Source organism: Gordonia insulae, from assembly GCF_003855095.1.
In the GTDB taxonomy this organism is placed as follows: domain Bacteria; phylum Actinomycetota; class Actinomycetes; order Mycobacteriales; family Mycobacteriaceae; genus Gordonia; species Gordonia insulae.
Window position 1 is genome coordinate 2,553,602 of the sequence record NZ_CP033972.1, and the last position, 25,879, is coordinate 2,579,480.

General features: G+C 66.2%; 24 protein-coding genes. 10 read left to right on the top strand and 14 right to left on the bottom strand.

Going from position 1 to position 25,879, the window contains the following annotated elements:
* The first annotated feature begins 1 nt into the window (after position 1).
* Genes D7316_RS11575 through D7316_RS11590 form a run of 4 tightly spaced genes read left to right on the top strand, consistent with a single transcriptional unit; the run spans position 2 to position 4,237 of the window.
* Positions 2 to 1,669, top strand: coding sequence for a thiolase C-terminal domain-containing protein (locus D7316_RS11575; RefSeq protein ID WP_124708375.1), 1,668 nt, complete (start codon positions 2 to 4; stop codon positions 1,667 to 1,669).
* A complete protein-coding gene (locus D7316_RS11580) occupies positions 1,666 to 2,574 on the top strand; it encodes an alpha/beta hydrolase (protein ID WP_124708376.1) in 909 nt (302 codons plus the stop codon). The genes D7316_RS11575 and D7316_RS11580 overlap by 4 nt, the downstream gene beginning before the upstream one ends.
* 41 nt (positions 2,575 to 2,615) lie before the next feature.
* Positions 2,616 to 3,437: an NAD(P)-dependent oxidoreductase gene (locus D7316_RS11585; protein WP_124708377.1), complete on the top strand. Its 822-nt coding sequence runs from the start codon at positions 2,616 to 2,618 to the stop codon at positions 3,435 to 3,437.
* Positions 3,434 to 4,237, top strand: a complete 804-nt coding sequence (locus D7316_RS11590; RefSeq protein ID WP_124708378.1) for an NAD(P)-dependent oxidoreductase — start codon at positions 3,434 to 3,436, stop codon at positions 4,235 to 4,237. The genes D7316_RS11585 and D7316_RS11590 overlap by 4 nt, the downstream gene beginning before the upstream one ends.
* Positions 4,238 to 4,329: 92 nt before the next feature.
* Here D7316_RS11590 and D7316_RS11595 read toward each other — a convergent pair whose 3' ends face one another.
* The 5 genes from D7316_RS11595 to D7316_RS11615 form a co-directional block, all read right to left on the bottom strand.
* Positions 4,330 to 5,169 (bottom strand): mycofactocin-coupled SDR family oxidoreductase, encoded by an 840-nt coding sequence (locus D7316_RS11595; protein WP_124708379.1) that lies wholly within the window; start codon positions 5,167 to 5,169, stop codon positions 4,330 to 4,332.
* A 39-nt stretch (positions 5,170 to 5,208) separates the two neighbouring features.
* Complete coding sequence (locus D7316_RS11600; protein ID WP_124708380.1) at positions 5,209 to 6,285, bottom strand: NAD(P)H-dependent amine dehydrogenase family protein; 1,077 nt, start codon at positions 6,283 to 6,285, stop codon at positions 5,209 to 5,211.
* 47 nt (positions 6,286 to 6,332) lie between these two features.
* Positions 6,333 to 7,787: an aldehyde dehydrogenase family protein gene (locus D7316_RS11605; protein WP_124708381.1), complete on the bottom strand. Its 1,455-nt coding sequence runs from the start codon at positions 7,785 to 7,787 to the stop codon at positions 6,333 to 6,335.
* A gap of 35 nt (positions 7,788 to 7,822) precedes the next feature.
* Positions 7,823 to 9,364 (bottom strand): acyl-CoA synthetase, encoded by a 1,542-nt coding sequence (locus D7316_RS11610; protein WP_124711276.1) that lies wholly within the window; start codon positions 9,362 to 9,364, stop codon positions 7,823 to 7,825.
* A 187-nt stretch (positions 9,365 to 9,551) separates the two neighbouring features.
* The gene (locus D7316_RS11615) at positions 9,552 to 10,169 is read right to left on the bottom strand and encodes a TetR/AcrR family transcriptional regulator (RefSeq protein WP_124708382.1); all 618 of its coding nucleotides are present in this window, start codon (positions 10,167 to 10,169) and stop codon (positions 9,552 to 9,554) included.
* 88 nt (positions 10,170 to 10,257) lie between these two features.
* Here D7316_RS11615 and D7316_RS11620 point away from each other — a divergent pair, with 88 nt between their 5' ends.
* From D7316_RS11620 to D7316_RS11635, 4 genes are read left to right on the top strand one after another with little or no spacing between them, the layout of a single operon-like run.
* The gene (locus tag D7316_RS11620) at positions 10,258 to 11,559 is read left to right on the top strand and encodes an acyl-CoA dehydrogenase family protein (protein ID WP_124708383.1); all 1,302 of its coding nucleotides are present in this window, start codon (positions 10,258 to 10,260) and stop codon (positions 11,557 to 11,559) included.
* Positions 11,556 to 12,575: a phosphotransferase family protein gene (locus D7316_RS11625; RefSeq protein ID WP_124708384.1), complete on the top strand. Its 1,020-nt coding sequence runs from the start codon at positions 11,556 to 11,558 to the stop codon at positions 12,573 to 12,575. Before D7316_RS11620 ends, D7316_RS11625 begins: the two co-directional genes overlap by 4 nt.
* The gene (locus D7316_RS11630) at positions 12,572 to 13,354 is read left to right on the top strand and encodes an enoyl-CoA hydratase/isomerase family protein (RefSeq protein WP_124708385.1); all 783 of its coding nucleotides are present in this window, start codon (positions 12,572 to 12,574) and stop codon (positions 13,352 to 13,354) included. The genes D7316_RS11625 and D7316_RS11630 overlap by 4 nt, the downstream gene beginning before the upstream one ends.
* 7 nt (positions 13,355 to 13,361) lie before the next feature.
* Positions 13,362 to 14,354 carry an NADPH:quinone oxidoreductase family protein gene (locus D7316_RS11635; RefSeq protein WP_124711277.1) on the top strand — a complete coding sequence of 331 codons (993 nt, stop codon included), beginning with the start codon at positions 13,362 to 13,364 and terminating at the stop codon, positions 14,352 to 14,354.
* A gap of 387 nt (positions 14,355 to 14,741) precedes the next feature.
* Here D7316_RS11635 and D7316_RS11640 read toward each other — a convergent pair whose 3' ends face one another.
* Positions 14,742 to 15,356, bottom strand: coding sequence for a hypothetical protein (locus D7316_RS11640; protein ID WP_124708386.1), 615 nt, complete (start codon positions 15,354 to 15,356; stop codon positions 14,742 to 14,744).
* Entirely contained in the window at positions 15,251 to 15,868 is a 618-nt protein-coding gene (locus D7316_RS11645; RefSeq protein ID WP_232017174.1) for a TetR/AcrR family transcriptional regulator, read from the bottom strand. Before D7316_RS11645 ends, D7316_RS11640 begins: the two co-directional genes overlap by 106 nt.
* 216 nt (positions 15,869 to 16,084) lie before the next feature.
* Here D7316_RS11645 and D7316_RS11650 point away from each other — a divergent pair, with 216 nt between their 5' ends.
* The gene (locus tag D7316_RS11650) at positions 16,085 to 17,008 is read left to right on the top strand and encodes an LLM class F420-dependent oxidoreductase (protein WP_124708387.1); all 924 of its coding nucleotides are present in this window, start codon (positions 16,085 to 16,087) and stop codon (positions 17,006 to 17,008) included.
* The gene (locus D7316_RS11655) at positions 17,005 to 17,889 is read left to right on the top strand and encodes an SDR family NAD(P)-dependent oxidoreductase (protein ID WP_124708388.1); all 885 of its coding nucleotides are present in this window, start codon (positions 17,005 to 17,007) and stop codon (positions 17,887 to 17,889) included. Before D7316_RS11650 ends, D7316_RS11655 begins: the two co-directional genes overlap by 4 nt.
* Positions 17,890 to 17,917: 28 nt before the next feature.
* Here the strand turns inward: D7316_RS11655 and D7316_RS11660 are convergent, their stop codons facing one another.
* The 7 genes from D7316_RS11660 to D7316_RS11690 are packed head-to-tail and all read right to left on the bottom strand — an operon-like array spanning position 17,918 to position 25,855.
* Positions 17,918 to 19,489, bottom strand: coding sequence for an AMP-binding protein (locus D7316_RS11660; RefSeq protein WP_124708389.1), 1,572 nt, complete (start codon positions 19,487 to 19,489; stop codon positions 17,918 to 17,920).
* Positions 19,490 to 19,520: 31 nt separating this feature from the next.
* Positions 19,521 to 20,669 (bottom strand): acyl-CoA dehydrogenase family protein, encoded by a 1,149-nt coding sequence (locus tag D7316_RS11665; RefSeq protein WP_124708390.1) that lies wholly within the window; start codon positions 20,667 to 20,669, stop codon positions 19,521 to 19,523.
* Between the two features lie 13 nt (positions 20,670 to 20,682).
* On the bottom strand, positions 20,683 to 21,828 hold the full coding sequence (locus D7316_RS11670; protein ID WP_124708391.1) for a thiolase family protein: 1,146 nt from the start codon (positions 21,826 to 21,828) through the stop codon (positions 20,683 to 20,685).
* On the bottom strand, positions 21,821 to 22,663 hold the full coding sequence (locus D7316_RS11675) for an enoyl-CoA hydratase/isomerase family protein (RefSeq protein WP_124708392.1): 843 nt from the start codon (positions 22,661 to 22,663) through the stop codon (positions 21,821 to 21,823). Before D7316_RS11675 ends, D7316_RS11670 begins: the two co-directional genes overlap by 8 nt.
* A complete protein-coding gene (locus D7316_RS11680; protein WP_124708393.1) occupies positions 22,660 to 23,910 on the bottom strand; it encodes a CaiB/BaiF CoA transferase family protein in 1,251 nt (416 codons plus the stop codon). The genes D7316_RS11675 and D7316_RS11680 overlap by 4 nt, the downstream gene beginning before the upstream one ends.
* A complete protein-coding gene (locus D7316_RS11685) occupies positions 23,910 to 24,677 on the bottom strand; it encodes an SDR family NAD(P)-dependent oxidoreductase (RefSeq protein ID WP_124708394.1) in 768 nt (255 codons plus the stop codon). Before D7316_RS11685 ends, D7316_RS11680 begins: the two co-directional genes overlap by 1 nt.
* On the bottom strand, positions 24,677 to 25,855 hold the full coding sequence (locus D7316_RS11690) for an acyl-CoA dehydrogenase family protein (RefSeq protein ID WP_197718222.1): 1,179 nt from the start codon (positions 25,853 to 25,855) through the stop codon (positions 24,677 to 24,679). The genes D7316_RS11685 and D7316_RS11690 overlap by 1 nt, the downstream gene beginning before the upstream one ends.
* Positions 25,856 to 25,879 lie beyond the last annotated feature (24 nt).

Consider the following 25,879-nt stretch of genomic DNA (forward strand, 5'->3'; position numbering starts at 1 on the left):
CGTGGCCGAAGCGCCCCGACCGCAGCGTCCGCTTCCACAGCTGACCCTCGCGAACGAGTTCTACTGGACGTCCGGGGCCGACGGCCTGCTCCGGATCCAGGAGTGCACCAGCTGTGGCGAACTCCTGCATCCGGTGCAGCCGGTGTGCCGGTATTGCCACGGCTCCGATCTCGGCCACCGGGTCGTCTCGGGCCGGGCCACCCTTGCCGGCTTCACGGTGAATCACAGGTTTGCCCTGCCCGGCCTGTCCCCGCCCTACGTGATCGCCCAGGTCGCCATCGTCGAGGATGACCGGATCCGGCTGACCACCAACATCATCGACTGTGATCCGGACGACCTCTACCTGGGCATGGCCGTCGAGGTGAGTTTCCTGCACGTCGGTGACGTGTGGCTGCCCCTGTTCCGACCCTGTACCGAACAACCGGACGAACCCGCGGATCTGCCCGCCGACGAGATCGCCCCCGCCGACTTCGCGCGCCACGTCCGGCCGATGGCGAGCGCCCAGAAGTTCGAGGACAAGGTGGCGCTGACCGGTGTCGGGATGTCCCAGATCGGGCGGCGGCTCATGAAACCGCCGCTCGCCCTGACGATCGAGGCATGTCAGGCGGCCGTTGCCGACGCCGGACTCACGATGGGCGACATCGACGGCATCGCCACCTATCCGGGCGGCGGCAACGTCGGCGGGTTCGGCGAGGGTGGCGTCACCCCCGTCGAGGCGGCGCTGGGCATCCGACCGACCTGGCACAACGGGGGAATCGAGACCTTCGGTCCCGGCGGCTCGGTCATCGCGGCGATGCTGGCCGTCGCCGGCGGGCTGGCCCGACATGTGTTGTGCTACCGCACCGTATGGGAGTCGACATACGGTGAGCTGCTCAAGGACGGGACGATCGTTCAGCCTGCCGGCCGGACACCGAGTTGGCTCGTCCCCTTCGGCGCGACGTCGGCCGCCCACACCCTTGCCCAGAACGCGCAACGTCATTTCCACCGCTACGGAACCACCAAAGAGACCCTCGGCTGGATCGCCCTCAACCAGCGCGCCAATGCGGGGCTGAATCCGACAGCGGTGTACCGGGACCCGATGACGATGGACGACTATCTCGGCGCGCGTCCGATCACCTCCCCGTTCGGGCTCTACGACTGCGACGTCCCGTGCGACGGTGCTGTCGCGGTCATCGTGTCGGCGGCAGAGACCGCGGCCGACCTGGCTGCGCGGCCGGTCCTCGTCGAGGCCGTGGGTACACAGATCATCGAGCGGATGGATTGGGATCAGAGCACTTTGACGCATGAGCCGCAGGTGCTCGGTCAGGCCGCGCACATGTGGAGCAGGACGTCGCTGCGGCCCGAGGACGTCGATGTGGCGGAACTCTACGACGGCTTCACGATGAACTGCCTGTCCTGGATCGAAGGCCTCGGATTCTGCGGGATCGGCGAGTCGAAGGAGTTCCTCGACGGCGGGAAGAACATCTCCCTCCAGGGCCAGATACCGCTGAACACCCACGGCGGTCAGCTCTCCCACGGGCGCACCCACGGGATGGGACTGCTCCACGAGGCGATCGTGCAGTTGCGCGGCGATGCCGGAGATCGACAGGTGACCGATGCGCGCGTCGGGGTCGTCAGCAGTGGCGGACTCACCCCCAGCGGTGTGCTGTTGCTGCGGAGTGCCGGGTGACCGCGGAGCTGTTGCCCGACGACGCGTCGGAACCCGTGATCGAGCGGGTCGTCGAGGTCGACGGTGTGCCGATGTCCGGGCTCGTCGCCGAGGCGGCCGACCCGCGGTGCGTGATCGTCGCCATCCACGGTGGCGCAACGCGATCCACCTACTTCGATTGCCCCGGTCACCCGAGCAGTTCACTCCTGCGGCTGGCGAGCGCGGCCGGGTACACGGTCATCGCACTCGACCGGCCGGGGTACGGGACGTCACGGCCACACGCCGACGAGATGGATTCCGCTCGACGCGTTGACCTGACCTACGGCGCGGTGGCGGCGCACCTCGCGGGGATGCCGGCCGGCGCCGGTGTGTTCGTGTGGGCTCACTCGGTCGGATGCGAACTCGCGCTGCGACTGGCCGCGGACGAGACCCGCGGCGCCGACCTGCTGGGCCTCGAGTTGTCGGGGACCGGCCTGGAGCATCAGGCGATGGCACAGGAGATCCTCGGCGATCACGAGCGCAACGCCCCGCCGGCCGGGGTGCGAAAGCTGTTGTGGGAACCCGCCGAGCTCTACCCGGACGGCATCCGGGGTGACCCGTCGCTGGCGTCCCGCACACCCCCGTTCGAGGGCGCCGCGATCCGCACCTGGTCGCGCGAGGGTTTCCCCGCATTGGCTCCGGACGTGCGCGTCCCGGTACATTTCACCGCGGCGTCGCACGAGCGGGTGTGGCGCAACGACCCCGATGCGCTCCGCGACATCGCCGCACTCTTCACCGCCGGCCCACGGATCGTCGTCGACGAGTTCTCCGGGGGCGGCCACAACCTCAGCCTCGGTCACACGGCACGCGCATATCACCTCCGCGTGCTCTCGTTCGTCGAGGACTGCGTGGCCCGACGCCGCCACCCGGAACTACCGGGCTCCTGACGGACACCCCCGCACGCCGACCCCGGAAAGGGATGAGACACATGCGAACCGGATTCATCGGATTGGGCAGCCAAGGCGGGCCGATGGCTCGTCGCATCATCGACGCCGGGGACGAGGTCACCCTGTGGGCACGACGCCCGGAGAGCCTGGTCCCCTACGCCGAATCCGGCGCCAAGATCGTCGGGAGGCCGGCCGAGGTCGGTGGCGCGAGCGACATCGTCTGCCTCTGCGTGGTCGCCGATCAGGACGTACTGGACGTGGCCACCGGCTCCGACGGGGTCTTGTCCGGGATGAGCGAGGGCGGGATCATCGTGGTACACAGCACCGTTCATCCCGACACCTGCCGCCGGTTGGCCGAGGAGGCGCGCGAGGTCGGGGTCACCGTCGTCGATGCCCCGGTCAGCGGCGGCGGTCGCGCCGCGGAGGCAGGAACCCTGCTGGTGATGGTCGGCGGCAGCGACGACGACGTGGCACGCTGTCGGCCCGTCTTCGAACACTACGGCGACCCGGTGGTGCACCTCGGCGAACTCGGCAGCGGCCAGACCACCAAACTGCTGAACAATCTGCTTTTCACCGCGAACCTCGCCACCGCCGTGGACACCCTCGGTCTCGGCGAGACGCTCGGCTTGGACACGACACGCCTCGCGGAAGTGATCTCCCACGGCACCGCGAACAGCTTCGCCCTGGGGCGGGTCGCTTCGGCCGGGGGCACCCTCGACCGGATCGCGATGCACGCGGGCGAGCTCTTACGCAAGGATGTGGGCCTGCTCGAAGGCATTGCCGACCCGCATCGGCAGCACGAGGGGGACGCGGTTCTCGCCGCCGCCCACGCGGCATTGGAGCGCATGGGAGTCCGCTCATGACCGACGTCGCCTGCATCGGGGTCGGGCGGATGGGCCTGCCCATCGCGGATCGCCTCGTCCGTGCCGGCCACACGGTCACCGCCATCGGCCGGACTGCGGAGGCCCGTGAACAGCTGCACACCAAAGGCGTTCGAGCGTATGCCGACATCGCCGCAGCCACCACGCCCGGCACCGAGATCGTGGTGGTCACCGTGCTCACGGACGAGCAGGTCCGCGAGGTCTGCCTGTCCGGCCCGCTCGCCGATCGACTCTCGCGCGGCTCGACCATCGTGATCCACACGACCGGGAGTCCCACCACCGTGGCCGACGTCGCCACCGTCATGGCGGCGCGCGGCATCCGTGTCGTCGACGCCGCCGTCTCCGGTGGGCCGCACAACATCGCGGCAGGCGATCTCACGCTCTTCGTCGGTGGGGACGTCGACACGGTCGATGAGCTGCGGCCCTTGCTCGGCGCCTACGCCGATCCGATCCTGCACGTCGGGGCACTCGGGAACGGGCAGCGGGTGAAGCTCGTCAACAACGCGTTGTTCGCCGCGCAGATCGGGCTGGTGCGCGCCGGCGTCGAACTCGGTGCACACCTGGGCATCGACGAGTCGGTCCTACTGGCGGCGCTCCCCAACGGGAGCTCGGACAGCCGCGCGCTCGCCGGCATCGCACGGCGTGGGTCGGTCGACTCGTTCGCCGAGGCTGTGGGCGAGTTCGTCGGCAAGGATCTGGCCGTTGTCCGGTCGGTCGCGGCCGAGCTCGGCGGGGACCTCGGTCCCCTCGAGGCTCTGCTCACCGAATCCGTTCGACCGTAGTACGCGGTACTCACTCCCGGCCGCACCTTCAGGATCTGGCCGCAGTTCTGGCTCCGAGCCGGAACCTGAAACCGCGGTCAGACCGTCGGCCGCTACTTGAGCAGACTGCCACCATCGACCGGCAGCGCGACGCCGGTGATGAATCGGGCTTCGTCCGACGCCAGAAACAGGACCGCGTTGCTGATGTCCTCGGGCTCGACCCAGCCGATCGGCAACACGTGCATCATCTGCGCGACCACCTTCATGTCCTCGGGCCCCGGGTTCTCGAGGTCGGGCCGGAACAGCTTCAGTGTGCCGTCGTTCATGAACATCGGGGTGTTGACGTTCGTCGGCAGGACGGAGTTGACCCGGATCGACTGCGCGCCGAGTTCGACGGCAAAGCTCTTCATCAGACCGATCACGCCGTGCTTGGCCGCGATGTAGTGTCCCGTGTTCGGATACGCCTTGGCGCCGCCGACAGAACTAGTCAGGACGACCGAGCCACCATCTCCCGTCGCGAGCAGATGTGGCACAGCCGCTTTCACCGTCTTCCACACCCCGGCCAGATTGACGTCGATCATGTCGGTCCAGTCGGCATCGCTGGTCTTGTCCAGCGTCTCACCGCCGTTGCCGATCCCCGCATTGGCCACGACGACGTCGAGGCGGCCCAGTTGCTCGACGCCGTTGTCGACTGCGGCCTTCAGGGCATCGAAGTCTCGGACGTCCACCTCTGTCGCCACGATGCGACGATTCCGACCCTTGACCAACTCCACCGTCTCCGCGAGATCGGCTGCCGTGGCCGGCGCGATCGCGGAGTCGGCCGTGACCGGTCCGCAGATGTCCACCGCGATGATGTCCGCGCCCTCCTCGGCCAGTCGTACCGCATGGCTGCGGCCCTGCCCGCGCGCCGCCCCGCTGATGAAGGCGACCTTGCCCTCCAGACGTCCACCCATGTCTTCCACCCTTTCCTATCGACTTCAGTGCTGTTCTGTTCAGACGCCGGTGCGTGCGCGTCGGGCGACGCCCCGCGGCAGGATCAGCGGGAGATCGTTGTACGTGACGATGCCCGGCGCCGCCGCGACGACCGCCGGGATCGCGTTCAACGGCGGTGTCGCCGTCATGATGTGCCCGAGAACCATGAACTCCTCCATCGTCGTGGCCTCGAAATCCGGCGGCGGCAGGAAGCCGACCGTCATTTTCACGGTCGGTCGCCCGGCCACCTCGATCACCCAGCCGTCCTGATCGATCTGCCAATCAGGTTCGAGGGTCTGGCCTTTACGCCACCGGACGTTGATCTCGACGACCGACCTGCCGTCGACGATGCCCTTCCACCCGGCATGCACGCCCGCGACGCAGCCCGCCGGAATGATCCACGACCCGAGGTCCAGATCCTGTGTGGTCTGGGCATACTCGGCGTCGCAGCGCACCTCGTCGAGCTCGATCCCGAGCGCGTCGGCGACCATCCGAACCGCTTCCCCGAAGACCCCGGTTCCCTGCGCGGTCATGGCCTGCAGACCCGGATGACCGATGGGTTGCCCGAAGCCCACCGGCTTCTCGGTGGCCGGAGAGTCGTAGAACGTGGTGTCGGCGGCTTCGTTGACGGTGATCCGATCGACCCGATCGCAGATTCCCGCCGCGACGACCGACAACTGGTTGACGTAACCCGGACTGATACCCGAGCCGAACATGCTCGACCCACCGCGCAGACACGCCTCGGCGATGCGCTCGCGACCGTCACCCTGGTTGTGCCCGGTGATGAACGATGCGGTCGCCACCACGTTGATGCCCGCCTCGAGGATCCGCACCAATTCGTCGACGTCGATCCACATCGGGTTGTAGACCACCACATCGGGTGCGAGGGAAAGCAACTCGGCGACGTCGTTCGTCGCCGCGACCCCGAGCGGCTCGATGCCGGCGAGCTCGCCGGCATCTCTGCCGACCTTGTCGCTCGACCAGGCGTAACACCCGACGAGCTCGTAGGTGGGATTGGCCGCGATGGCGGCAACCGAGCTGCGGCCGACATTGCCGGTGGTCCATTGCACGACGCGGTACACCGATTGATCGGACATGCGTACGTCCTTTGCTGCGAATGGTTCTCGTCCCGGGTGGAGAGAGATCAGATCTTCGTGTACACGGTCTTGGTCTGCAGATAGGCCTCGATACCCTCACGGCCGAACTCGTGTCCCCACCCGGACTGCTTGTATCCGCCGAACGGCATCGAATGGTCGTACACCATCTGGCAGTTGAGGGTGACCGTGCCCGCCTGCAGGCGCTTGGCCAGGCCGTGCGCGCGGCTCACGTCATTCGTCCACGCGGTGGCCGCGAGTCCATAGGAGGAGTTGTTGGCCAAGGCGATCACCTCATCGTCGTCGTCGAAGGGCAACACCGCGACGACCGGTCCGAAGATCTCACGCTGATACAGGTTCATCGCCGGGTCGACGTCGGTGACCACGGTCGGGTGCACGAAGTACCCCCGGCGATCCAGCCGGTGCCCGCCGGTCACCACCTCGACGCCGTCCTTGCGGCCCTCGTCGATGAAACCCATGACACGGTTGAGCTGTTTCTCACTGATCAAGGGGCCGATGTGGACGTTCTCCTCCTTCGGCCCGCCGAGCTGGAGACCGTTCGCCACACCCGCGATACCCTCGACGACCTGCTCGTAGACCCCGCGTTGCACAAAGATCCGCGATCCGCAGATACAGCCCTGCCCCGAGTGGATGAAGATGCCCATCGATGCCATCAGGATCGCCTGATCGAGATCGGCATCGTCGTAGATCAGCACCGGCGACTTGCCGCCGAGTTCGAGCGTGACGCGCTTGAGGTTCCCGGCCGCTGCGGCCACGATCTGCTTGCCGACCTCGGTGGAGCCGGTGAACGCGATCTTGTCGACATCCGGGTGCTCGGTCAGAGCCTTGCCGGCCGTGTGTCCATATCCCTGAACGAGATTGACGACACCTTCCGGTACCCCCGCCTCGTCGAGGAGTTTGTGCAACAGCACCGCGGACAACGGGGTCTCCTCGGCGGGCTTCACCACGCAGCTGCATCCGGCCGCCAGTGCCGGTGCCAGTTTGGTCGCCCAGTTGAAGACCGGACCATTCCACGGGAAGATCAGGCCGACAACGCCGTACGGTTCCCGAAGTGTGTAACCGTGTGCGTTGGAGAACAGTTGGGCAACACCACCGGTCATCTGGATGTCGTGCGCGATACCGCTGATCTTCGTGCACCATCCGGCGTAGTACCGGAACATCTCCGCGGCGGTGCCCATGATCGCCTGAGCCTGGTCGACCGGCATCCCGGTGTTGAACGAGTCCAGCTCTGCCAGGTCGGCCGCGCGGTCATCGATCAGGTCGGCGACACGCCACAGGATCTTCGCCCGTTCGCTGGGCGGTTTACCCTGCCACACACCCGACTCGAATGATTCCCTCGCGCGGGCGACGGCCTCGTCAACAGCCTTGGCCCCGCCGTCGGTGAACTCGGCGATCTGTTCCTCGGTGACCGGATCGATCACCGGGATGACGTCACCGTATCCCGGAAACGCACCCAGATCGTCGACGATGCTCTGTACGACCATGCTCACTACCTCACTTGACTCGGCTGAACTCGCGACTACACCACGAGCGATTCGTGTTCTGACCAGTACTGCTCACGCAGCCTGCGTTTGTAGAGTTTTCCGTTGGGGTCCCGGGGCAGCTGATCGACGAAAGTCACTGCGCGCGGACACTTGTAGCCCGCGAGTCGAGAACGAACGTGCGTCACGAGCTCCACTGCGAGTTGGTCGTCTGCATCCACCCCGTCGACCGGTTGCACGACCGCCAGGACCGATTCGCCAATCTCGTCATCGGGCACTCCGATGACCGCGACATCGGCCGCGGCCGGGTGCACGGCGAGCACATCCTCCGCCTCCTGCGGATAGATGTTCACACCGCCGGAGATGATCATGTGTGCCGCACGGTCGGTCAGGTAGAGATACCCGTCCTCGTCGATCCGTCCGATGTCGCCGAGCGTCCGCCACCCCTTGTCGTTGGTCGCCGCCGCGGTCTTCTCGGGATCGTTGTGATACTCGAACGGCCGCCCACCCTCGAAGTAGATCTGACCGATCTCCCCTTGCGCGAGCTCCGAACCGTCCGGGCCGACGACGTGACACGTCTCCATCGGCCTCCCCACCGATCCGCGGTGGGACAACCACTCCTGGGCCGTGATGAAAGTCGTGCCCACATCCTCGGTGCCGGAGTAGTACTCGCTGATAATCGGCCCCCACCACTCGATCATCTGTTCTTTCACGCCGACCGGACACGGCGCCGCGGAGTGGATGACGGTACGCAGACTCGACAGGTCGTGGCGCGCCCGTTCGTGCTCGGGCAGCCGGAGGAATCGCGTGAACATGGTCGGGACGAACTGCCCGGTGGTGACGCGATGGCGATCGATGAGCTCGAGTCCCTGCGCGGCATCGAAGCGCTCCATCACCACGACGGTGGCGCCCAGCCGCTGCCACGACATCGAGAAGATCAGCGGCGCACCGTGATAGAGCGGAGCCGGGCACAGGTAGACCGCGTCATCCGTGTCACCCGTCATGGCCAGTCCGGCCGCGATCTGCACGGTCGCCGCGGCCGGATCCCCCAGGGGTGTCAGCGGGATCGGCTTCCGAACCCCCTTCGGCCGCCCGGTGGTACCGGACGAGTAGAGCATCTCCCGGCCCTCGCGCTCACCGTCGAGTGGTGTCGGCGACGTGTCGAGTAGAAGCTGCGGGTAGGAATCGAATCCCTCGACCTCTCCCATGGCAGCTATCCGCGTGGGAATCCGGCTCAGATCGAGCGCGCCGAGGACATCGGACATCGACTCGCTGGACACAATCGCCACCGCGCCACTGTCATCCAGGATGTACTGGACCTCGGGTGCCGTGAGATGTCGGTTGATGGCGGTGTAGTACAAACCGCTGCGTTGCGCCGCCCACGTCACCTCGAGGTAGGCGCGGTTGTTCTCCATGAGGATCGCGACCACATCACCCGCACGTATTCCCCTGTCGCGCAATGCCCGGGCGAGCTGCCGCGATCGCACCTCGAGGTCGCGGAACATCACGGTCTCGCCGTCCGACGCCATGACGATCGCCGGCTTCGTCGGAGTGCGCAACGCGTGCCCGGCGAGGGTCATGGGTGCTGCGTTCACGATCGACACCCCCACCGGAAGAACGGACTTCTGTTGAAGAAAGAATGCCATTCCACCGGTCGATCGACAAGCATTTTGCGAAAAATTCCTGAGCGACTGCTCAGCACCGTCTGATGCACTCCAGAACAGGACGACGGAGGAGGTCGATCCCGGTCGGTCGATCAGCGTGATTTCACCCGACGAGCCGAAGGCATGCCGCGACGATTCGCGAGACGTCCTCCGACGTCGGCGACTCCTTCCGCCACAGAAGGTCCGACAACGCACCCACGGTGGCGCCGGAGATCAGTCGCGCGTCGAAGACCGGGTCCCGGCTGCCGAGCTCACCCAGGGGTTCGTGCAGCAGCTCGGCGAGTCGCGCGTTGACCGAGGGCGGCGACGCCATCGCCTCCCGGCTCACGTTTCCGACGTTCCACAGCACTGCGCGCGTCGTCGCCGCGGAATCCACCTGCGCCTGGGACAACACGCCGCCCACCCACCGCTCGAACCGTGCGCGGGCGGTCGCCTCCTTTCCCATCTGGTGGGCGAGGTAGCTGCAGAGGCGATCGGTGCCGTCCTCGAGGATCGCCGCGATCAGGTCGTCCTTGGACCGGAAGTGTCGATAGAAGGCATCGTTCGATAGTCCGGCCGCGGTGACGATGTCGGCCACGCGTGGACGAGACCCGGACCCCGAGCCGGCCATCACGAGGCGCCCGGCATCGATGAGCCGGCGGACCTCGTCCGCGTATCCCGACTCACGCTTGGCGATCGACCGCGCCGCTATCCGGCGCGCCACCTCCGATCCGTTCGACATGCCCCACCGGCCTTCCACTTGTTCTGCGATTTCAGAATTGCATTCTGTGCTGAGAGAACTATATTCTCATTCAAGAGAGGGGATCAACATGGCATGGGATTTCGAAACCGATCCGCAGTATCAGGAGCAACTCGACTGGGCGGACGAGTTCGTCCGGAGCGAGGTGGAACCGCTCGACCTCATCTGGCCGCACGAGCAGTTCACCCCGCTGGACGGCACTCGCCGAAAGGCGGTCGAGCCGCTGAAAGAGCAAGTACGTCAACGAGGCCTGTGGGCCACCCATCTGGGTCCGGAACTCGGCGGCCAGGGCCACGGCCAGCTCAAGCTGGCGCTGCTCAACGAGATCCTCGGGCGGTCGTCGTGGGCGCCCGTGGTCTTCGGCTGCCAGGCGCCCGACACCGGCAACGCCGAGATCATCGCGCACTTCGGTACCGCCACGCAGAAGGAGCGTTACCTACGTCCGCTGCTGGACGGCGAGATCTTCTCGTCGTACTCGATGACCGAACCGCAGGCAGGCGCGGACCCGAGCAGGTTCGAGACCCGCGCAACCCGCGACGGCGACGGCTGGGTCGTCAACGGCTGGAAGTACTTCTCGTCCAACGCGGCAACGTCGTCGTTCCTGATCGTGATGGCGGTCACCGACCCGGATGTCAGCGTCTACAAAGGCATGTCGATGTTCTTGGTCCCGTCGGACACGCCCGGGATCGAGATCGTTCGCAATGTCGGCTTGTACGGCGAGCCGATGAACGGCGGGTCGCATGCGCTGATCCGGTACCACGATGTCCGTGTTCCGGACGATGACCTCCTCGGCGGCGCAGGCCAGGCGTTCGCGATCGCGCAGACCCGCCTCGGCGGCGGCCGGATCCACCACGCGATGCGCACGATCGGACTGGCACAGAAGGCGCTGGACATGATGTGCGAGCGGGCACTGAGCCGGGTCACTGCCGGAAGTGCGCTGTCGGACAAACAATTCGTGCAGGGCTACATCGCCGATTCGTACGCACAGCTCACACAGTTCCGGCTCCTCGTGCTCTACACCGCGTGGGAGATCGACAAGTACCAGGACTACCAGCGGGTGCGCAAGGACATCGCCACGGTGAAGGTCGTGATGCCCACCGTGCTCCACGACATCGCCTGGCGGGCGATGCAGGTCCACGGCGCGCTCGGTGTCACCAACGAGATGCCGTTCCTCACGATGATCCACGGCGCCGGGGTGATGGGGTTGGCCGACGGACCCACCGAAGTCCACAAGATGACCGTCGCCAAGCAGGTCCTCCGCGACCACACCCCCACCGACGACATGTGGCCGACCCAATGGATTCCTCGGCTGGCGGCCGACGCCCGAGAAAAGTACGCCGAGTTCCTCGAACACGAAGTAGGTAACCGATGATCGACATCGAACGACTCGCCGACTGGATGGACGGAACGGGTCTACCCGGAAAGGGCGAACCCATCGAGGCCAGGTTCCTGTCCGGTGGAACGCAGAACGAGATCTACGAGATCAGCCGTGGGGAGGAACGCTGCGTCATCCGCATCCCCCCGGCGGCCGCACCCGCAGACCGGGACAAGGGCATCCTGCGTGAGTGGCGCATCATCGAAGCGCTCGACGGCACCGACGTCCCGCACACCTCCGCGATCGCGGCCTGCGATGACACCTCCGTGCTTGGCCGAGCCTTCTACCTGATGGGTTTCGTCGACGGCTGGTCGCCGATGGACCACAAGAGGTGGACGGCCCCCTTCACCGAGGATCTGAGCCTGCGTCCCCAACTCGGCTACCAACTCGCGGAGGGTATCGCCCTGCTGTCCAAGGTGGACTGGCGCGCAAAGGGACTCGAGGACCTGGGCCGACCCGAGGGATTCCACGAGCGCCAGGTGGGTCGATGGACCTCGTTCTTCGAAGGCATCAAGGGTCGTGAGCTCGACGGCATGGACACCGCCACCCGATGGCTACAGGAGAATCGTCCGATCGACTACATCCCGGGCCTCATGCACGGCGACTACCAGTTCGCCAATGTGATGTTTCGTGACGGTGCGCCGGCACGAATGGCCGCCATCGTGGACTGGGAGATGGGTACCGTCGGCGATCCGAAGCTCGATCTCGCGTGGATGTTGCAGGGCTGGCCAGAGGACACAGCCGCCGAATCCGCCTCGACGGCCAGCTATGTCGACCTCCGCGGGATGCCGTCGCGGAACCAGATGATGCAGCACTACGCGGATGTGTCCGGCCGCCAGGTCGACGATCTCGACTATTACCTGGTGTTGGCGAAATGGAAATTGGCGATCGTCTTGGAACGCGGATACCAGCGGGCCGGGGACGACCACAAGCTGCAGGCATTCGGGTCCATCGTGCCCGACTTGATGCGGTCGGCCGCCGACCTCGCCGAGTCGACGGATTACCGCTCATGACCACGGTGACGGACGAACTGATCTGTGCACGCCATGGCGACGTCGTGGTGTTGACGCTCAACCGACCCGATGCGCGCAACGCCCTGACCGGCAGTCTGATCCGAGCGATCGGCGACGCGCTGGTGTCAGCAGAGAGCGATCCGGGCACCCGGGCCATCGTGCTGACCGCCAGTGGCGATCGGGCGTTCTGCGCGGGCATGGACCTGCGGGCCTTCGCCGACGGCGGCGACATCGGCAGCGGATCGGATCCGGCCACCGAGGCGTACTACCGACTCACCCGGGGAGAGACGCCGATCCCGGTGATCGCTGCGGTGAACGGTGCGGCCATCGGCGGCGGCCTGGAATTGCTGCTCGGGTGCGACCTCATCGTTGCGTGCACACGCGCACGATTCGGGCTGCCGGAGGCCAAGCGTGGCCTGTTTCCTGGAGGAGGCGGCACCAATATCGGTACCCGAATCCCACTCAGTGCCGCCCTGGAGATGACCATGACCGGTGAATTCATCAGTGCACAAAGGGGTTTCGATCTCGGCCTGGTGAACGCGGTGGTTGATGCCGAGGATCTCGTCGCGACGGCCCTCGACTACGCGCGCCGAGTGGGTGCGTGCGCACCGCTGAGCCTGGCGGCGTGCAAGCAACTGGTCCGGCTCGCGGTCACCGACCCGACGAAGGTCGCCGAGCAGCTGCCCAAGTGGCAGTCGGTGGTCTTCACCAGCCAGGACGCCATCGAAGGCGCGACGGCTTTCGTGGAGAAGCGCGAACCGCAGTGGAAGGGTCGGTGAGGTGGGCATCCGCGCCGTCGTCTGTGAGCGCCATGGCACACCTGAGTCTGTGTCGATCGGCGAGATCCCTTCGCGCCCGCTCGAGGAGGGTACCGCGCGGATCAGTGTCGAGTATGCGGCAGTGAACTTTCCGGACGTGTTGGTCGTCGCCGACGACTACCAGGTCAGCGTCCCGACCCCGTTCGTGCCGGGCAGCGAGTTCGCCGGAGTGATCACCGAGATCTCTCTTCCCGGAGACGGATTCGCGATCGGCGACCGAGTCATGGGTACGGGTCTGTACGGCGCCTTCGCGGAGGAGGTGGTGATACCGACTCGGTCGTTGAGCCGGATTCCGGATGGTGTCACGATGCGCCTCGCCGCGGCGGCGGGTGTCGCGTATCGCACGGCGTATCACTCACTGCGATCGGTTGCCCGGGTTCGGCAGGGTGATCCCGTCGTCGTTCTCGGAGCCGGCGGGGGTGTCGGGCTCGCAGCGGTCGCACTCGCGGCCGCCCTGGGCGCAGAAGTCGTGGCCGTCGCATCCTCTCCGGAAAAGTTGGACGCCGCAAGGGAACACGGCGCGCGGTGGCTCGTCAACCATCGTGACGTCGAGCTGCGGACCGCCCTCAAGGATGCCCTCACCGCGGGTGCGGCAGCGGTCATCGACCCGGTGGGCGGGAAACTGTCGGAACCTGCACTGCGCTCCCTGCGCCGCGGCGGCCGCTTCGTGACCGTCGGATTCGCCTCGGGAGAGATCCCACGCATCCCCCTGAATCTGGTTTTGGTCAAGGGAATCCAGATCCTCGGCTTTCAGTTCGGCGACATCGCACCCGACGAGTTCGCCCGCAACGAGCAGGAGCTGCGGGCACTCCTCACCGACGGTCGGGTCGTGCCCCATGTGGGGGCGGAGTTCCCCCTCGAGGAGGTCCCCCAGGCCTTGCGCGCCGTCGCCGACGGTCAGGCGATCGGCAAGATTCTCATCCGCGTGGATGGTGCAACAAGCCATCCGCTGATCGAGTAGGCGCCGAGCCGCCAGGCGAGGCACCGTATCGAGATCACCGGGCACGCCAGAGGTCTCGATACGCGACCAACGGGCGGGGCGACAAACCCCGCTGATCGAGTAGGTACCGAGCCGCCAGGCGAGGCACCGTATCGAGATCACCGGGCACGCCACAGGTCTCGATACGCGACCAACGGGCGGGGCGACAAACCCCGCTGATCGAGTAGGTACCGAGCCGCCAGGCGAGGCACCGTATCGAGATCACCGGGCACGCCACAGGTCTCGATACGCGACCAACGGGCGGGGCGACAACCCCGCTGATCGAGTAGGTACCGAGCCGCCAGGCGAGGCACCGTATCGAGATCACCGGGCACGCCAGAGGTCTCGATACGCGACCGGCGCGGGGGGCTAGCCGGCCGGCATCAGATCGCGCGGCGGTGTGAACGCTTGGTCGGTTGTCGTCCGGAAGAACTCGACGCCCGTAGCCGTGGCCGGGTCGGCGTCGGCAGCGGCGAAGGCCTGGCGCTTGAATGCCTGAGCAGCACAACTCAACCGGTGCGAGATGGTAAGGCAGCGACCGTTGAGTTCGGTCGGCATCTCGTCGCCCCACAGTTTGATGTCGACGAGCCGCTGATCGATCGAGGCCATCGTCGCCGACCGCAGACGCTCCTCTGATGCCAGCACCTTGGGGGAGATCGCCACCGCCTGGGGCCAGGGACCCACGGTGCGCTGCTCGAGGGAGTCGCGGGAGACCAATGAGCTGCGCAGGTCGTAGAGGCTGGCCCCCAGGATCTCCAGCGGCCGGGTATCACCGTCTTCGGCGACGTGAACCGACACATCCCAGCCGGCCATCGACTGGTCGAACAGCCAGCCACCGGCGTATTCGATCGCCTCGAGGGGGTCGGCTGCGAGGACCGCTAGGCGGTAGCGGAGGGGACGTCGGCGCGCGACAGCTCGCGCTCGAGTGATCTCGCGTACTCCCGGAAGACGCGTACCAGCGGAATTGACGGGTCCAGCAGCCATGATGTTTCCATTCCATTGATGAATGCGATGACTTCCACGGCCTTGTCGGCCGCGTCCAGGTCGGTGCGAAATCGCCCTTCACGTTGTCCACGCCGGATACCCTCGGCGACGGTCTCGACCGCCGCGTGATAACGGAACAACAACCGGTCGTGCAGCGGCGTACCCGGATCGAGGTTCTCCGCCTGCAAGACGGTGAACATACGAACCTGATCTGGTGAGCGCTCGAAGCGCAGGGCAACGTTCTCCAGCTGCTCGAGAATGTCACCCTCGCGGTCCGCGTGCTCGTCGTCGTCGGCGTCGCGCAACTCCAGAACGGCGTGCAGCAACTGTGCCTTCGACTCGAAATGATGCAGGAGACCTGCAGGCGTGACGCCTGCCTCCGCCGCGATCTGGGCCAAGCTCGTATTGCGCCATCCGTTTCTGGCGAGCATTCGCTGCGCCACCTCGAGGATGCGTTGCTTGCGTTCCTCACCCTTGGTGAGTAACGCATCGTACGGGCGTGTACCAGTCACCTGACTCCACTGCTTGATCTGCAAATATCGCGCTTCGGGGGCTGCCCGAATCCAACCTAGTGAACACATAGTAGGTAGGTTGGACCGATGTGACAAGGGTCTCATTTGCCATCAATCGCTGTCATGGTCACGTCTCGCAAAGAGGAGGCTAGGAGAATTAGACTCTCCTGGAGTCAGATCGATATTCTCGATCGTCAAGGACGCCGCGAGGAGACCATGCGCTTCATCTACCACTATCCCGAGACCAGTGGACCCGACGGCGACCTGTTCGCCGCCGGCGCGCTCAAAGATGTGGCTGTCCGCGTCGAGGACGCGGGATTCGATGCATTCTCCTTGAGTGAGCATCCCGCTCCAGGTGCCAGGTGGCTGGCCTCCGGCGGACACCAGACCCTCGACCCGTTCGTCGCCCTGGGATACGTCGCCGCGGCAACCGAACGGCTGAGGCTGCTGACCTACCTGGCCGTGGCGCCCTATCGGAACCCTCTGTTGCTGGCGAAGTCGGCTGCCACGCTCGACACCCTCTCCGCAGGGCGACTGATCCTCGGCCTGGGGGCCGGATATCAGAAGAGCGAATTCCATGCCCTCGGCGTCGACATCACGGAACGCAATACGCTGCTCGACGAAGCCCTCGACGTCCTTCCGCTGCACTGGAGTGGTGAGGCGTTCAGTTACCAGGGCACTCACTTCAGCGCTCGCGAGGTGATGTGTCGCCCGCGTCCCACGCAGTCCCCCATCCCGATCTGGATCGGCGGCAACTCCCGGCTCAGCCGTCGTCGGGTTGCCCGGGCGGGCCAGGGATGGATGCCGATGACGGGAGGCGCCCAGTTGAGTTCGTCGGCCCGGACGCCGATGCTCGGGTCGGGTGAGGACCTCCGCGGGATCATCACCGAATTGCGCGGCGCCGCCGAAGCGGCCGGTCGTGGCGCACCGATCGACGTCGTCTATTCGTATCAGGCCGACGGCATCACCAGCCCCGCGGTCGACGCCGATCGACATCGGGAGGCCTTCGCGCAGCTGGAGGAATCGGGCGTCACCTGGGTCCTGGTCTCGAGCGGGACCAGCAACCACTCCGCCACCGCCGAGTTCCTCGACGCCTTCGGCAGCACGTACCTGACAGCCACATCCACGGCATCGGGATGAACTGGTTCGACGAGCGGAGTGGGCTCGACGGCACGGTTGCCGTGATCACCGGTGGCGCAGGCGGCCTCGGTGAGGGTGTCGCGCTGGACCTCGTGGCCAACGGTGTACACCCGGCGGTGATCGACATCGACCCCGCCGCCGGTGACGGGTTGCGCCGGGTTCTCGCCGAAGGTGGACACGACGCGATCGTGCACAGCGGGGATGCCCGTGACCCGGAGGCGCTCGACGGCCTGTTCACCGCCGCCACCGAGCGCTGGGGCCGGATCGACACACTGGTGAACATCGTCGGCGGCACTTTCCGCGCCGACTTCGTCGACAGCACCCCGAGGGGCTGGGATGCTCTCCTGCGCACCAATTTCCACCATGTCCTGCATGCGTGCTCGCTGGCGGTGCCGCGCATGCAGGCGGCTGGGCGAGGCGGCAGCATCATCAACATCACCACCATCGAGGCCCATCGTGCAGCGCCCGGATTCGCCGTCTATTCGGCGGCGAAGGCTGCCGTCGAACAGTTCTCGCGGACGCTGGCGGTCGAGGTCGCACCCGATCGGATCCGTGTCAACAACGTGGCACCCGACTTCGTGCCGACCCCGAACCTCGCGCGGTTCGGGCACGGCGAGACCCCACCCATGGCCACACCGGCTGGTGCCCGCATCGCGATCCCGATGGGCCGCGTCGGCGCGGTGTCGGACATCTCGAACGCCGTGGTCTTCCTCGCCTCGGGATTGTCGAGTTACATCACCGGCACCACGCTGCATCCCGACGGCGGAACTCTGGCCTCATCGGGCTGGTTCAACTGGCCCGAGAGCGGCTGGGCCAACTTTGCGCCCACATCCGTTCTGGCCCGGCTGAACACCGCAACCACAGATGGGTCCGAGGTGTAGGTGCAGGGCGTGGCCGGCGCCCGTGCGATCAGCGAACCGGGGAGCCTCGGTCTGCTCGGGCAACCAACTCACGAACTCGATGCTTTTGCACCTTGCCCGACGGAGTGCGCGGAAAGTCCTCGACCTCGTGAATCTCCTCCGGCCACTTCTGTCGGGCGACACCGGCCGTATCGAAATGCTGCCTGACCTCTTCCAGGGTGGGCATCAGATGACCACTGCGCAGCCGCATCACCGCCGCCACGCGCTCACCGAATCGCGTGTCCGGGGCCGACACCACCACTGCGTCCGCGATCGCCGGCAACGTCAGGAGCACTTCTTCGACAGCGGCGGCACTCACATTCTCCCCGCCGCGAATGATCATGTCGGACTTTCGATCCACGATCGAGAGATACCCATCGGCGTCGATCGACCCGATATCTCCGGTGTGATACCAACCGTCGCCATCGAAGGCTCCGGCCGTCAAGGTCTCGTCTGTGTACCCGAGACAGAGGTCCGGGCCGCGACTCAACACCTCGCCGTCGTCACCCAATCGGATCTCCACCCCGAGCCGGGGCGTCCCATCGGTGGTCAGGCGTTTGACCTCCGGCGCAGAGATGTTCGTACCGGTGACCGACGGATGCTCGGTACTTCCGTACGCCCGGGTCACGGTGATCCCCAGGTCGGTGAGATGTCGGGTGATCGCGCCAGGAATCGTGGACCCACCGAGCCCGATGTAGGTGAGATATCTCAGGTGAGACCTGCGGAAGTCCGGATGATCGAGCACACTCGTGACGAAATACGTCGGACCACCCCCGAACCCGACCCCTTCGGTGTCCATCAGGCTGATCACCAGTTCCGGGTCCCATTCGTCGCACAGGTCGACCGGCATACCGTCCAGAACGGGCACCAGAAACGCCGTCAGCATTCCCATGAAGTGACCGACCGGCAGTGCGTTGAGCTGCCTGCCACGATCTGGCTGATAGTTCGCGATCTGCTGGCGGGTCTCGAATCCGAGGGTCTGATGTGTGTGCACCACGCCCTTCGGATCGCTCGTCGTCCCCGACGTGTACGCGATCAGTGCCGCACCACCGGGGTCCACATCGAGCACACCACGCATCGGCTCGTCGTCGAGCAACTCGTCGAAGGTACTGCCGACCACACCGACGATGGGTACATCGGCGCTCACCGCCGGGTCGTAGGTCATACGTCCGAACTTCTCTGCGGTGATGAAAACGCTCGGCCGGGCATCCCCGAGGATGAACGCCACCTCTCTCGGTCCGTAGAAGTGCACGATGGGAACCACCGCAGTGCCCAGAATCGACGACGCCCAGAATGTTGCGGCCGCTTCCATCCAGTTCGGCAACTGGAAGGCGATCACGTCACCGGGGCGCACCCCACGTGAGTGCAGGCCGGCCGCCAAACGGCGGGCCACGGTCCCGACGTCGGCGAACGTCCCGGCGTACGGGCGGACCTTGGAATACACGTGAAATCCCATGGCCGCATGCTCGTCCAATCCGCGCCCCAGCAGAGCGCCGAGAGACTCGTCGGTCCACCACCCCATCCGACGATAGTGGTGCCGGAGATCATCGGGTATCGCTCGGATCGGCACTGCGGCGTTCATGGCTCCCCCTGCACAACGGATCTCGACGGACCTAGAGTCCCAGCGACTTGGCGATGATCGTCCGCATGACCTCACTGGTCCCCGCGTAGATCCTGGCCACCCGGGCATCGGTGTACAGGCGGGCGATCGGGTATTCCATCATGTAGCCGTAGCCACCGAAGAGCTGTAGACAACGATCGACCGCGCGGGCCTGCATCTCGGTGCAGAACAGCTTCACCCGCGCGGCGTCGGCACCGGACAGCTCACCGTCCACCAGATCGACGACGGCCAGGTCGAGCATCGCCTGTGCGGCCTCCACCTCGGCGGAGATCGATGCGAGTTCGAACTTCGTGTTCTGGAAGCCGGCCACCGGTTTTCCGAATGCCTTGCGCTCCTTCACGTACTCGATCGTGGTGGTGAGCGCGGCACGCGCCTGTGCGACCGAACCCGCCGCCACCGTCATCCGCTCCTGCGGCAGATTGCTGCCCAAGTACCCGAATGCGGCACCCTCGTCACCGAGCAGGTTCGTCACCGGCACCCGGACGTCGGTGAACGAGAGTTCCACCGTGTCCTGGACCTTGCAACCCATCTTGTCGAGTACCCGACCGCGCTCGAAACCCTCCATACCGTCCTCGACCACCAGCAGGCTCAGGCCGGCGCGACGATTGTCGGGATCGGTCGAGGTGCGCGCGACCACGATGACGAGATCCGCGAGCAATCCGCCTGTGATGAACGTCTTCGCGCCGTTGAGGACGTAGTGATCGCCGTCGCGCACGGCGGTGCTGGTCATGCCGGCGAGATCGGAACCGGTCCCCGGTTCCGTCATCGCGATGGCGGTCAGCAGTTCACCGGCAGCCATTCCCGGGAACCATCGGCTTCGCTGCTCGGCGTTGGCGTACCGCAGGAAGTACGGGAGGATGACGTCGAGCTGGGTACGGACCGTCGACAGGGTCACCAGTGCCCGCGCCGACTCCTCCTGCACGATCACGTTGTAGCGGAAGTCTTCTTGTCCCGCTCCCCCGTACTCCTCCGGGATCGCCATGCCGAGGACGCCGAGCTCACCGAGTCGCGCGAACACCTCGCGCGGCATCTGTCCGGCCTTCTCCCACTTCGGGTACTCGCCGACCACCTCCTTGATCACGAAGTCGCGGACCAGGGCACGGAAGGCCTCGTGATCGTCGTGGTAAATGCCTCGTCGCATGTCGTGTCCCCCCTCAGTCCGCCAGCTCGACGAGAGTCGCGTTGGCGGTGCCGCCACCCTCACACATGGTCTGCAACCCGTACCGGATGCCCTTGTCGCGCATGTGATGGATCATCCGGGTCATCAGGATCGCGCCTGAACCGCCCAGCGGATGGCCGAGCGCGATCGCGCCGCCGAGCGGGTTCAGTCGATCGGCCGAGGCGCCCGTCTCGGCGAGCCACGCGAGCGGCACCGGCGCGAAGGCCTCGTTGACCTCGAAGACCCCCACGTCATGCAGCGACACATCTGCTTTCGCGAGCACCTTCTCGGTCGCCGGGATGGGTCCGGTCAACATGAGGATCGGGTCCGAACCTGTCACCGCCCCGGCGGTGTACCGCGCGATCGGCGACAGCCCCAGCTGCTGTGCGCGTTCGGACGTGGTGATCAACAGCGCTGCGGCACCGTCGGAGATCTGCGACGAGTTGCCCGCATGGATGACCCCGTCCTCCCGGAAGACCGTGCGCAGACCGGCGAGCTTCTCCGGTGTCGTACCGCGTCGGACACCCTCGTCGGTCGCGACTGACCCCGCACCCGTCTCTATCGGCACGATCTGATCGACGAACGCACCCCGGTCGATCGCAGACGCCGCCAATTCGTGTGACCGGGCCGAGTATTCGTCGAGCGCCGTGCGCGACAAGCCCCACTTGTCCGCGATCAGCTCCGCCGAGATTCCCTGGTTGAACGAGAAATCATCATATCGGGCAAAGACTTTCGGCCCGTAGGGCATGCCGCTTGCGCGTGCCGAGCCCAATGGCACCCGGCTCATCACCTCCACACCGCCCGCGACCACGACGTCCTGTTGCCCGGACATCACCGCCTGGGCGGCGAAGTCGATGGCCTGCTGACTGGAGCCACATGCGCGGTTGATCGTCGTTCCGGGGATGGACTCCGGCCAGCCGGCCGCCAGGACCGCGTAGCGTCCGATGTTGCTGGACTGGTCACCGACCTGGGACACGCATCCCCACACGACGTCGTCGACGATCGACGGATCGATCCCGGTCCGTCGGGCGAGTTCCTGCAGGACAACCGCGGAGAGGTCCGCGGCGTGCGTGTCGGACAGTCCGCCATTGCGTTTCCCGACCGCGGTGCGAACCGCCTCGGCGATGACGACTTCACGCATTTCCATTCTCTCCGATCTCTGTTCGCGGCATGGTTCCCGGTGCCGGTATCGCCCAGCGGCCGGTGAACACCGGCTCCGTCCTGTCGGCGAATGCCGCATATGCGGCCGCGGCATCCGTCGTCCCGAAATTGACCACCTGGGCGCGCGATTCCCCGGCCAGTGCGTCCCTCAAGGACCGATCCGCACCTTCGTTGAGCAAGGTCTTGATCTGGGCGAGCGCCACGGGTGGTCCGTCGGCCAGTCGGCGGGCCTGCCGGGCGACGAACGCGTCGATCTCGTCGGCGTCCACCACCCAGGTGACCAACCCGAGGTCGCGCGCCTCTGCGGCGTCGATCATCTCCGCCAGCAACGCAAGGCGTTTCGCCTGCTGCAGGCCCACGATCCGCGGCAGCAGCCACGATCCCCCGAGATCCATCGACAGTCCGCGTCGCGCGAAGATCTGGGAGAAGCGCGCATCCGGTGTGGCCGCCACCAGATCGCACCCCAATGCGAGGTTCCATCCTGCGCCGACCGCAACTCCCGAGACCTTGGCGATCGTGGGGATCTGTAGATCGTGCAGTGCCATCGCCACGTCGGCGAGGATGCGCATCTTGTCCGCCGGATGACGCGAATCCGGCGTCGAGATGTCCGCGCCCGAACAGAACGGCCCACCGGCACCGGTGAGTACGAGTGCCCGGGCATCACCGTCGCGGGCGGTGCCCTCCAGGACATCACGCAGCGTGCACCATGCCGGCCAGTCGAGTGCGTTCTTGCGGTGCGGCCGGTTCAGGGTCACCGTGCGGACTCCGGCAGCATCCTCGATGAGAATCCCTGCGGCGTCTATCCGTCCGGTCATCGCACGAATACCGGACCGACCGCGCCCAGGGCGCGTAGCTCGGCGATGTCGTCGGTGTCCAGGCCCACGCCGGCCAGCACGCTGTCGGTGTGTTCGCCCAATCCCGGGATCGCGCCCATCACGGGTTCGAACCCGGCGATGACCGGCGGCGGCAGTACCGCCGGGATCGGGCCGTTCGGGGTGTCGACGTTGCGCCATCGGTCGCGTTCGGTGAGGTGCGGATGTGCGATCACGTCGCTCGGCTGATTGAAGCGCGCGTTGCCGATTCCCGCGGCGTCCGCCGCCTTCTGGATGTCGAGCAGATCGTGCTCCGAACACCACGTCGAGATCGCCTCGTCGAGGACGTCCCGATACTCCACCCGCGCGGAATTCGTGGCGAACCGCGGGTCGGCGGCCAGATCCTCGCGTTGCAGGATGTCGGACGAGAGTCGCTGCCATTCACGGTCATTGGTGGTGCCGAGCACCACGGTCTGACCGTCGGCGGTGGGATAGGCCCCGTACGGGGCGACCGCCGGCGATCCCATCCCCCGCGGTTGCTGGTCGATGCCGGTGTGGCGGGTGTAGTTGAGGGCGTACCCCATCAATTCCGCCATGGTGTCGAAGAGGCTGATGGCGATCGCACCACCGCGTCGCTCGTGGTCCCCCGCACGGCGATGTCCCACGAGCAGCGACAGGATCGAGATCGCCGAGTACAGGCCCGAGCAGACGTCGGCCATCGGCGGTCCCGGCTTGGCCGGGGCCCCGGGAGACCCGGTGATGGCGCACGCCCCCGACTCGGCCTGGGCGAGAAGATCGTAGGCGCGCTTGTGCGACAGCGGGCCGCCGGGACCGTAGCCGTCGATCTCCACCACGATCAGGTCGGGGTGACGGTCGGCCAGGTCCTCCGGCGCTATGCCCATCTTCGCCGTCGATCCGGGTGCCAGATTCGACACCAGGACGTCGGCCCGGTCGAGCAGTTGGTGAAGCACTGCGATCCCGGCGGCCGACTTCAGGTCGATGGTGATGGACTCCTTGCCACGGTTGACCCACACGAAGTGGGCTGCCATGCCGTTGACGACGTCGTCGTAGTGGCGCGCGAAGTCACCGCCCTTCGGATTCTCCACCTTGATCACCCGCGCGCCGAGATCGGCAAGTGTCCGCGTGCACATGGGTGCAGACACCGCCTGCTCGAGCGCGACCACGGTCAGACCGGCCAACGGCCCGGCCGCCGACGTGCCGTCATCCGGCTCCTCGACAGATGCCGGCATCACATCACCATGCCACCGTCGACGGGTAGCACCTGTCCCGTGACGAACGAGGCCGCGTCCGACGCGAGGAAGACGAACGCACCGGCGACCTCGGATGGTTCGGCCCAGCGTCGCAACGGAATCCGGTTCAGCATCGTCGGGGCGAAACGCTCGTCGGTGCGGATCGTCTCGGTCATCGGAGTCGCCGCGAGCGGAGCCAGCGCGTTGACCAGGATCTGTTTACGCGCGAGCTCGCGGGCAAGCGATTTGGTGAGACCGATGATCCCGGCCTTCGCCGCCGAATAGTTCACCTGCCCCAGCGTGCCGGTGATGCCGGCCGACGATGTCACGTTGATGATGCGCCCGGTCCCGTCTGTCGCCAGGAACGGCAGTGCGGCCTGCGAGGTGTTGAACGCGCCCATCAGATGGATGTCGAGCATGCGACGGATGCTCTCCTGTGACGTGTCGCCGAACATCGCCGGCGCGGTGACCCCCGCATTGTTGACGATGATGTGGACCGCTCCGTCGCCCAGGGCGGCCGCACGACTCATCACCGCATCCGCCGCTTCACGGTCACTGACGTCGTATCCCAGGCTGTCGGCCTTACCTCCGGCGACCGAGATCTGTTCGGCCACCTTCGCGGCGGCTCCGGCGTCCACATCCGTCACCAGCACCACGGCGCCCGCGGTGGCAAGCGCCTGTGCGACCGCCGACCCGATACCGCCTGCGGCGCCGGTGACCACTGCGCAGCGGCCGGTCAGGTCGAACAGCGGGTTGTTGTCGGTCATCAGTAGCTCCTCGGCAATCCCAATACGTGCGATCCCAGAAAGTTCAGGATCATTTCCTGGCTGATCGGCGCGATCCGCATGACCCGGGCCTCCCGGAAGTACCGCGCCACGTTGTACTCCTCCGAATACCCCATGCCGCCGTGCGTCTGCAGTGCACGGTCAGCGGCGGTGAAACCTGCTTCGGCACAGAGGTACTTGGCGGTGTTGGCTTCCCGCCCGCACGGCTTCCCGTTGTCGTAGAGCCAGGCGGCCTTGCGCAGCACCAGTTCCGCGGCGTCGAGTTGGGCCAGCGAGTCGGCCAGTGGGAACTGGATGCCCTGATTCATCCCGATCGGACGGTCGAACACCTCACGTTGCTTGGCGTAGGTGACCGCCCGGTCGAGTGCGACGCGGCCGATCCCGAGTGCCTCGGCCGCGATCAGCATGCGCTCGGGGTTGAGTCCGTCGAGGAGGTACTTGAAGCCCTTGCCTTCCTCGCCTACGCGGTCGGATTCGGGCACGTACAGGTCATCGATGAACAACTCGTTCGATGTGACGGCGTTGCGGCCCATCTTCTTGATCGGCCTGATGTCGACGTGCGCCCGGTCGAGATCGGTCAGGAACAGCGTCATTCCGTCGGTCTTCTTCTCGACCTCGTCGTACGGCGTCGTCCGGGTCAGCAGGAGGATCTTCTCCGACTCCATCGCCTTGGAGATCCACACCTTACGTCCGTTGACCACATACCCGTCGCCCTTGCGTCGTGCCGAGGTGGTGATCCGCGAGGTATCGAGTCCGGCACCGGGTTCGGTGACACCGAAACACACGTGTAGATCGCCGTTCACCACGCGCGGGAGTGTGCGCTGCTTGAGTTCGTCCGAACCGTGTACCACGACCGGTTGCATCCCGAAGATGGACAGGTGGATGGCGGTGGCGGCATTCATGGCGCCGCCCGACCGGGCGACCTGCTCGAGCAGGATGGTCGCCTCGGTGATCCCGAGTCCGTGCCCACCGTATTCTTCGGGGATGGTCATGCCGAGCCAGCCACCGTCGGCGATGGCCTGGTAGAACTCGGTCGGGAACTCGTGGGCGAGATCCTTTTCCATCCAATACTGGTCGTCGAATCGTCCTGCCAGTTCGGCAACGGACTTCCGGATCAGTTCCTGATCCTCCGACAGCTCGAAACTCATCCCTTCGGACATACGCCGAACCTTCCTGTTTGCTGA

What these genes read in the sequence shown, in the direction of transcription:
- D7316_RS11595 (WP_124708379.1), bottom strand. Translation starts at nt 5,169, where the DNA reads ATGGGTGGACGTCTGGAGGGCAAGGTCGCCTTCATCAGCGGGGCGGCG.
- D7316_RS11690 (WP_197718222.1), bottom strand. Translation starts at nt 25,855, where the DNA reads ATGTCCGAAGGGATGAGTTTCGAGCTGTCGGAGGATCAGGAACTGATC.
- D7316_RS11685 (WP_124708394.1), bottom strand. Translation starts at nt 24,677, where the DNA reads ATGACCGACAACAACCCGCTGTTCGACCTGACCGGCCGCTGCGCAGTG.
- D7316_RS11590 (WP_124708378.1), top strand. Translation starts at nt 3,434, where the DNA reads ATGACCGACGTCGCCTGCATCGGGGTCGGGCGGATGGGCCTGCCCATC.
- D7316_RS11660 (WP_124708389.1), bottom strand. Translation starts at nt 19,489, where the DNA reads ATGAACGCCGCAGTGCCGATCCGAGCGATACCCGATGATCTCCGGCAC.
- D7316_RS11605 (WP_124708381.1), bottom strand. Translation starts at nt 7,787, where the DNA reads ATGGTCGTACAGAGCATCGTCGACGATCTGGGTGCGTTTCCGGGATAC.
- D7316_RS11610 (WP_124711276.1), bottom strand. Translation starts at nt 9,364, where the DNA reads ATGACCCTCGCCGGGCACGCGTTGCGCACTCCGACGAAGCCGGCGATC.
- D7316_RS11585 (WP_124708377.1), top strand. Translation starts at nt 2,616, where the DNA reads ATGCGAACCGGATTCATCGGATTGGGCAGCCAAGGCGGGCCGATGGCT.
- D7316_RS11655 (WP_124708388.1), top strand. Translation starts at nt 17,005, where the DNA reads ATGAACTGGTTCGACGAGCGGAGTGGGCTCGACGGCACGGTTGCCGTG.
- D7316_RS11680 (WP_124708393.1), bottom strand. Translation starts at nt 23,910, where the DNA reads ATGCCGGCATCTGTCGAGGAGCCGGATGACGGCACGTCGGCGGCCGGG.
- D7316_RS11650 (WP_124708387.1), top strand. Translation starts at nt 16,085, where the DNA reads ATGCGCTTCATCTACCACTATCCCGAGACCAGTGGACCCGACGGCGAC.
- D7316_RS11670 (WP_124708391.1), bottom strand. Translation starts at nt 21,828, where the DNA reads ATGCGTGAAGTCGTCATCGCCGAGGCGGTTCGCACCGCGGTCGGGAAA.
- D7316_RS11675 (WP_124708392.1), bottom strand. Translation starts at nt 22,663, where the DNA reads ATGACCGGACGGATAGACGCCGCAGGGATTCTCATCGAGGATGCTGCC.
- D7316_RS11620 (WP_124708383.1), top strand. Translation starts at nt 10,258, where the DNA reads ATGGCATGGGATTTCGAAACCGATCCGCAGTATCAGGAGCAACTCGAC.
- D7316_RS11665 (WP_124708390.1), bottom strand. Translation starts at nt 20,669, where the DNA reads ATGCGACGAGGCATTTACCACGACGATCACGAGGCCTTCCGTGCCCTG.
- D7316_RS11625 (WP_124708384.1), top strand. Translation starts at nt 11,556, where the DNA reads ATGATCGACATCGAACGACTCGCCGACTGGATGGACGGAACGGGTCTA.
- D7316_RS11615 (WP_124708382.1), bottom strand. Translation starts at nt 10,169, where the DNA reads ATGTCGAACGGATCGGAGGTGGCGCGCCGGATAGCGGCGCGGTCGATC.
- D7316_RS11640 (WP_124708386.1), bottom strand. Translation starts at nt 15,356, where the DNA reads ATGGCTGCTGGACCCGTCAATTCCGCTGGTACGCGTCTTCCGGGAGTA.
- D7316_RS11600 (WP_124708380.1), bottom strand. Translation starts at nt 6,285, where the DNA reads ATGTCCGATCAATCGGTGTACCGCGTCGTGCAATGGACCACCGGCAAT.
- D7316_RS11630 (WP_124708385.1), top strand. Translation starts at nt 12,572, where the DNA reads ATGACCACGGTGACGGACGAACTGATCTGTGCACGCCATGGCGACGTC.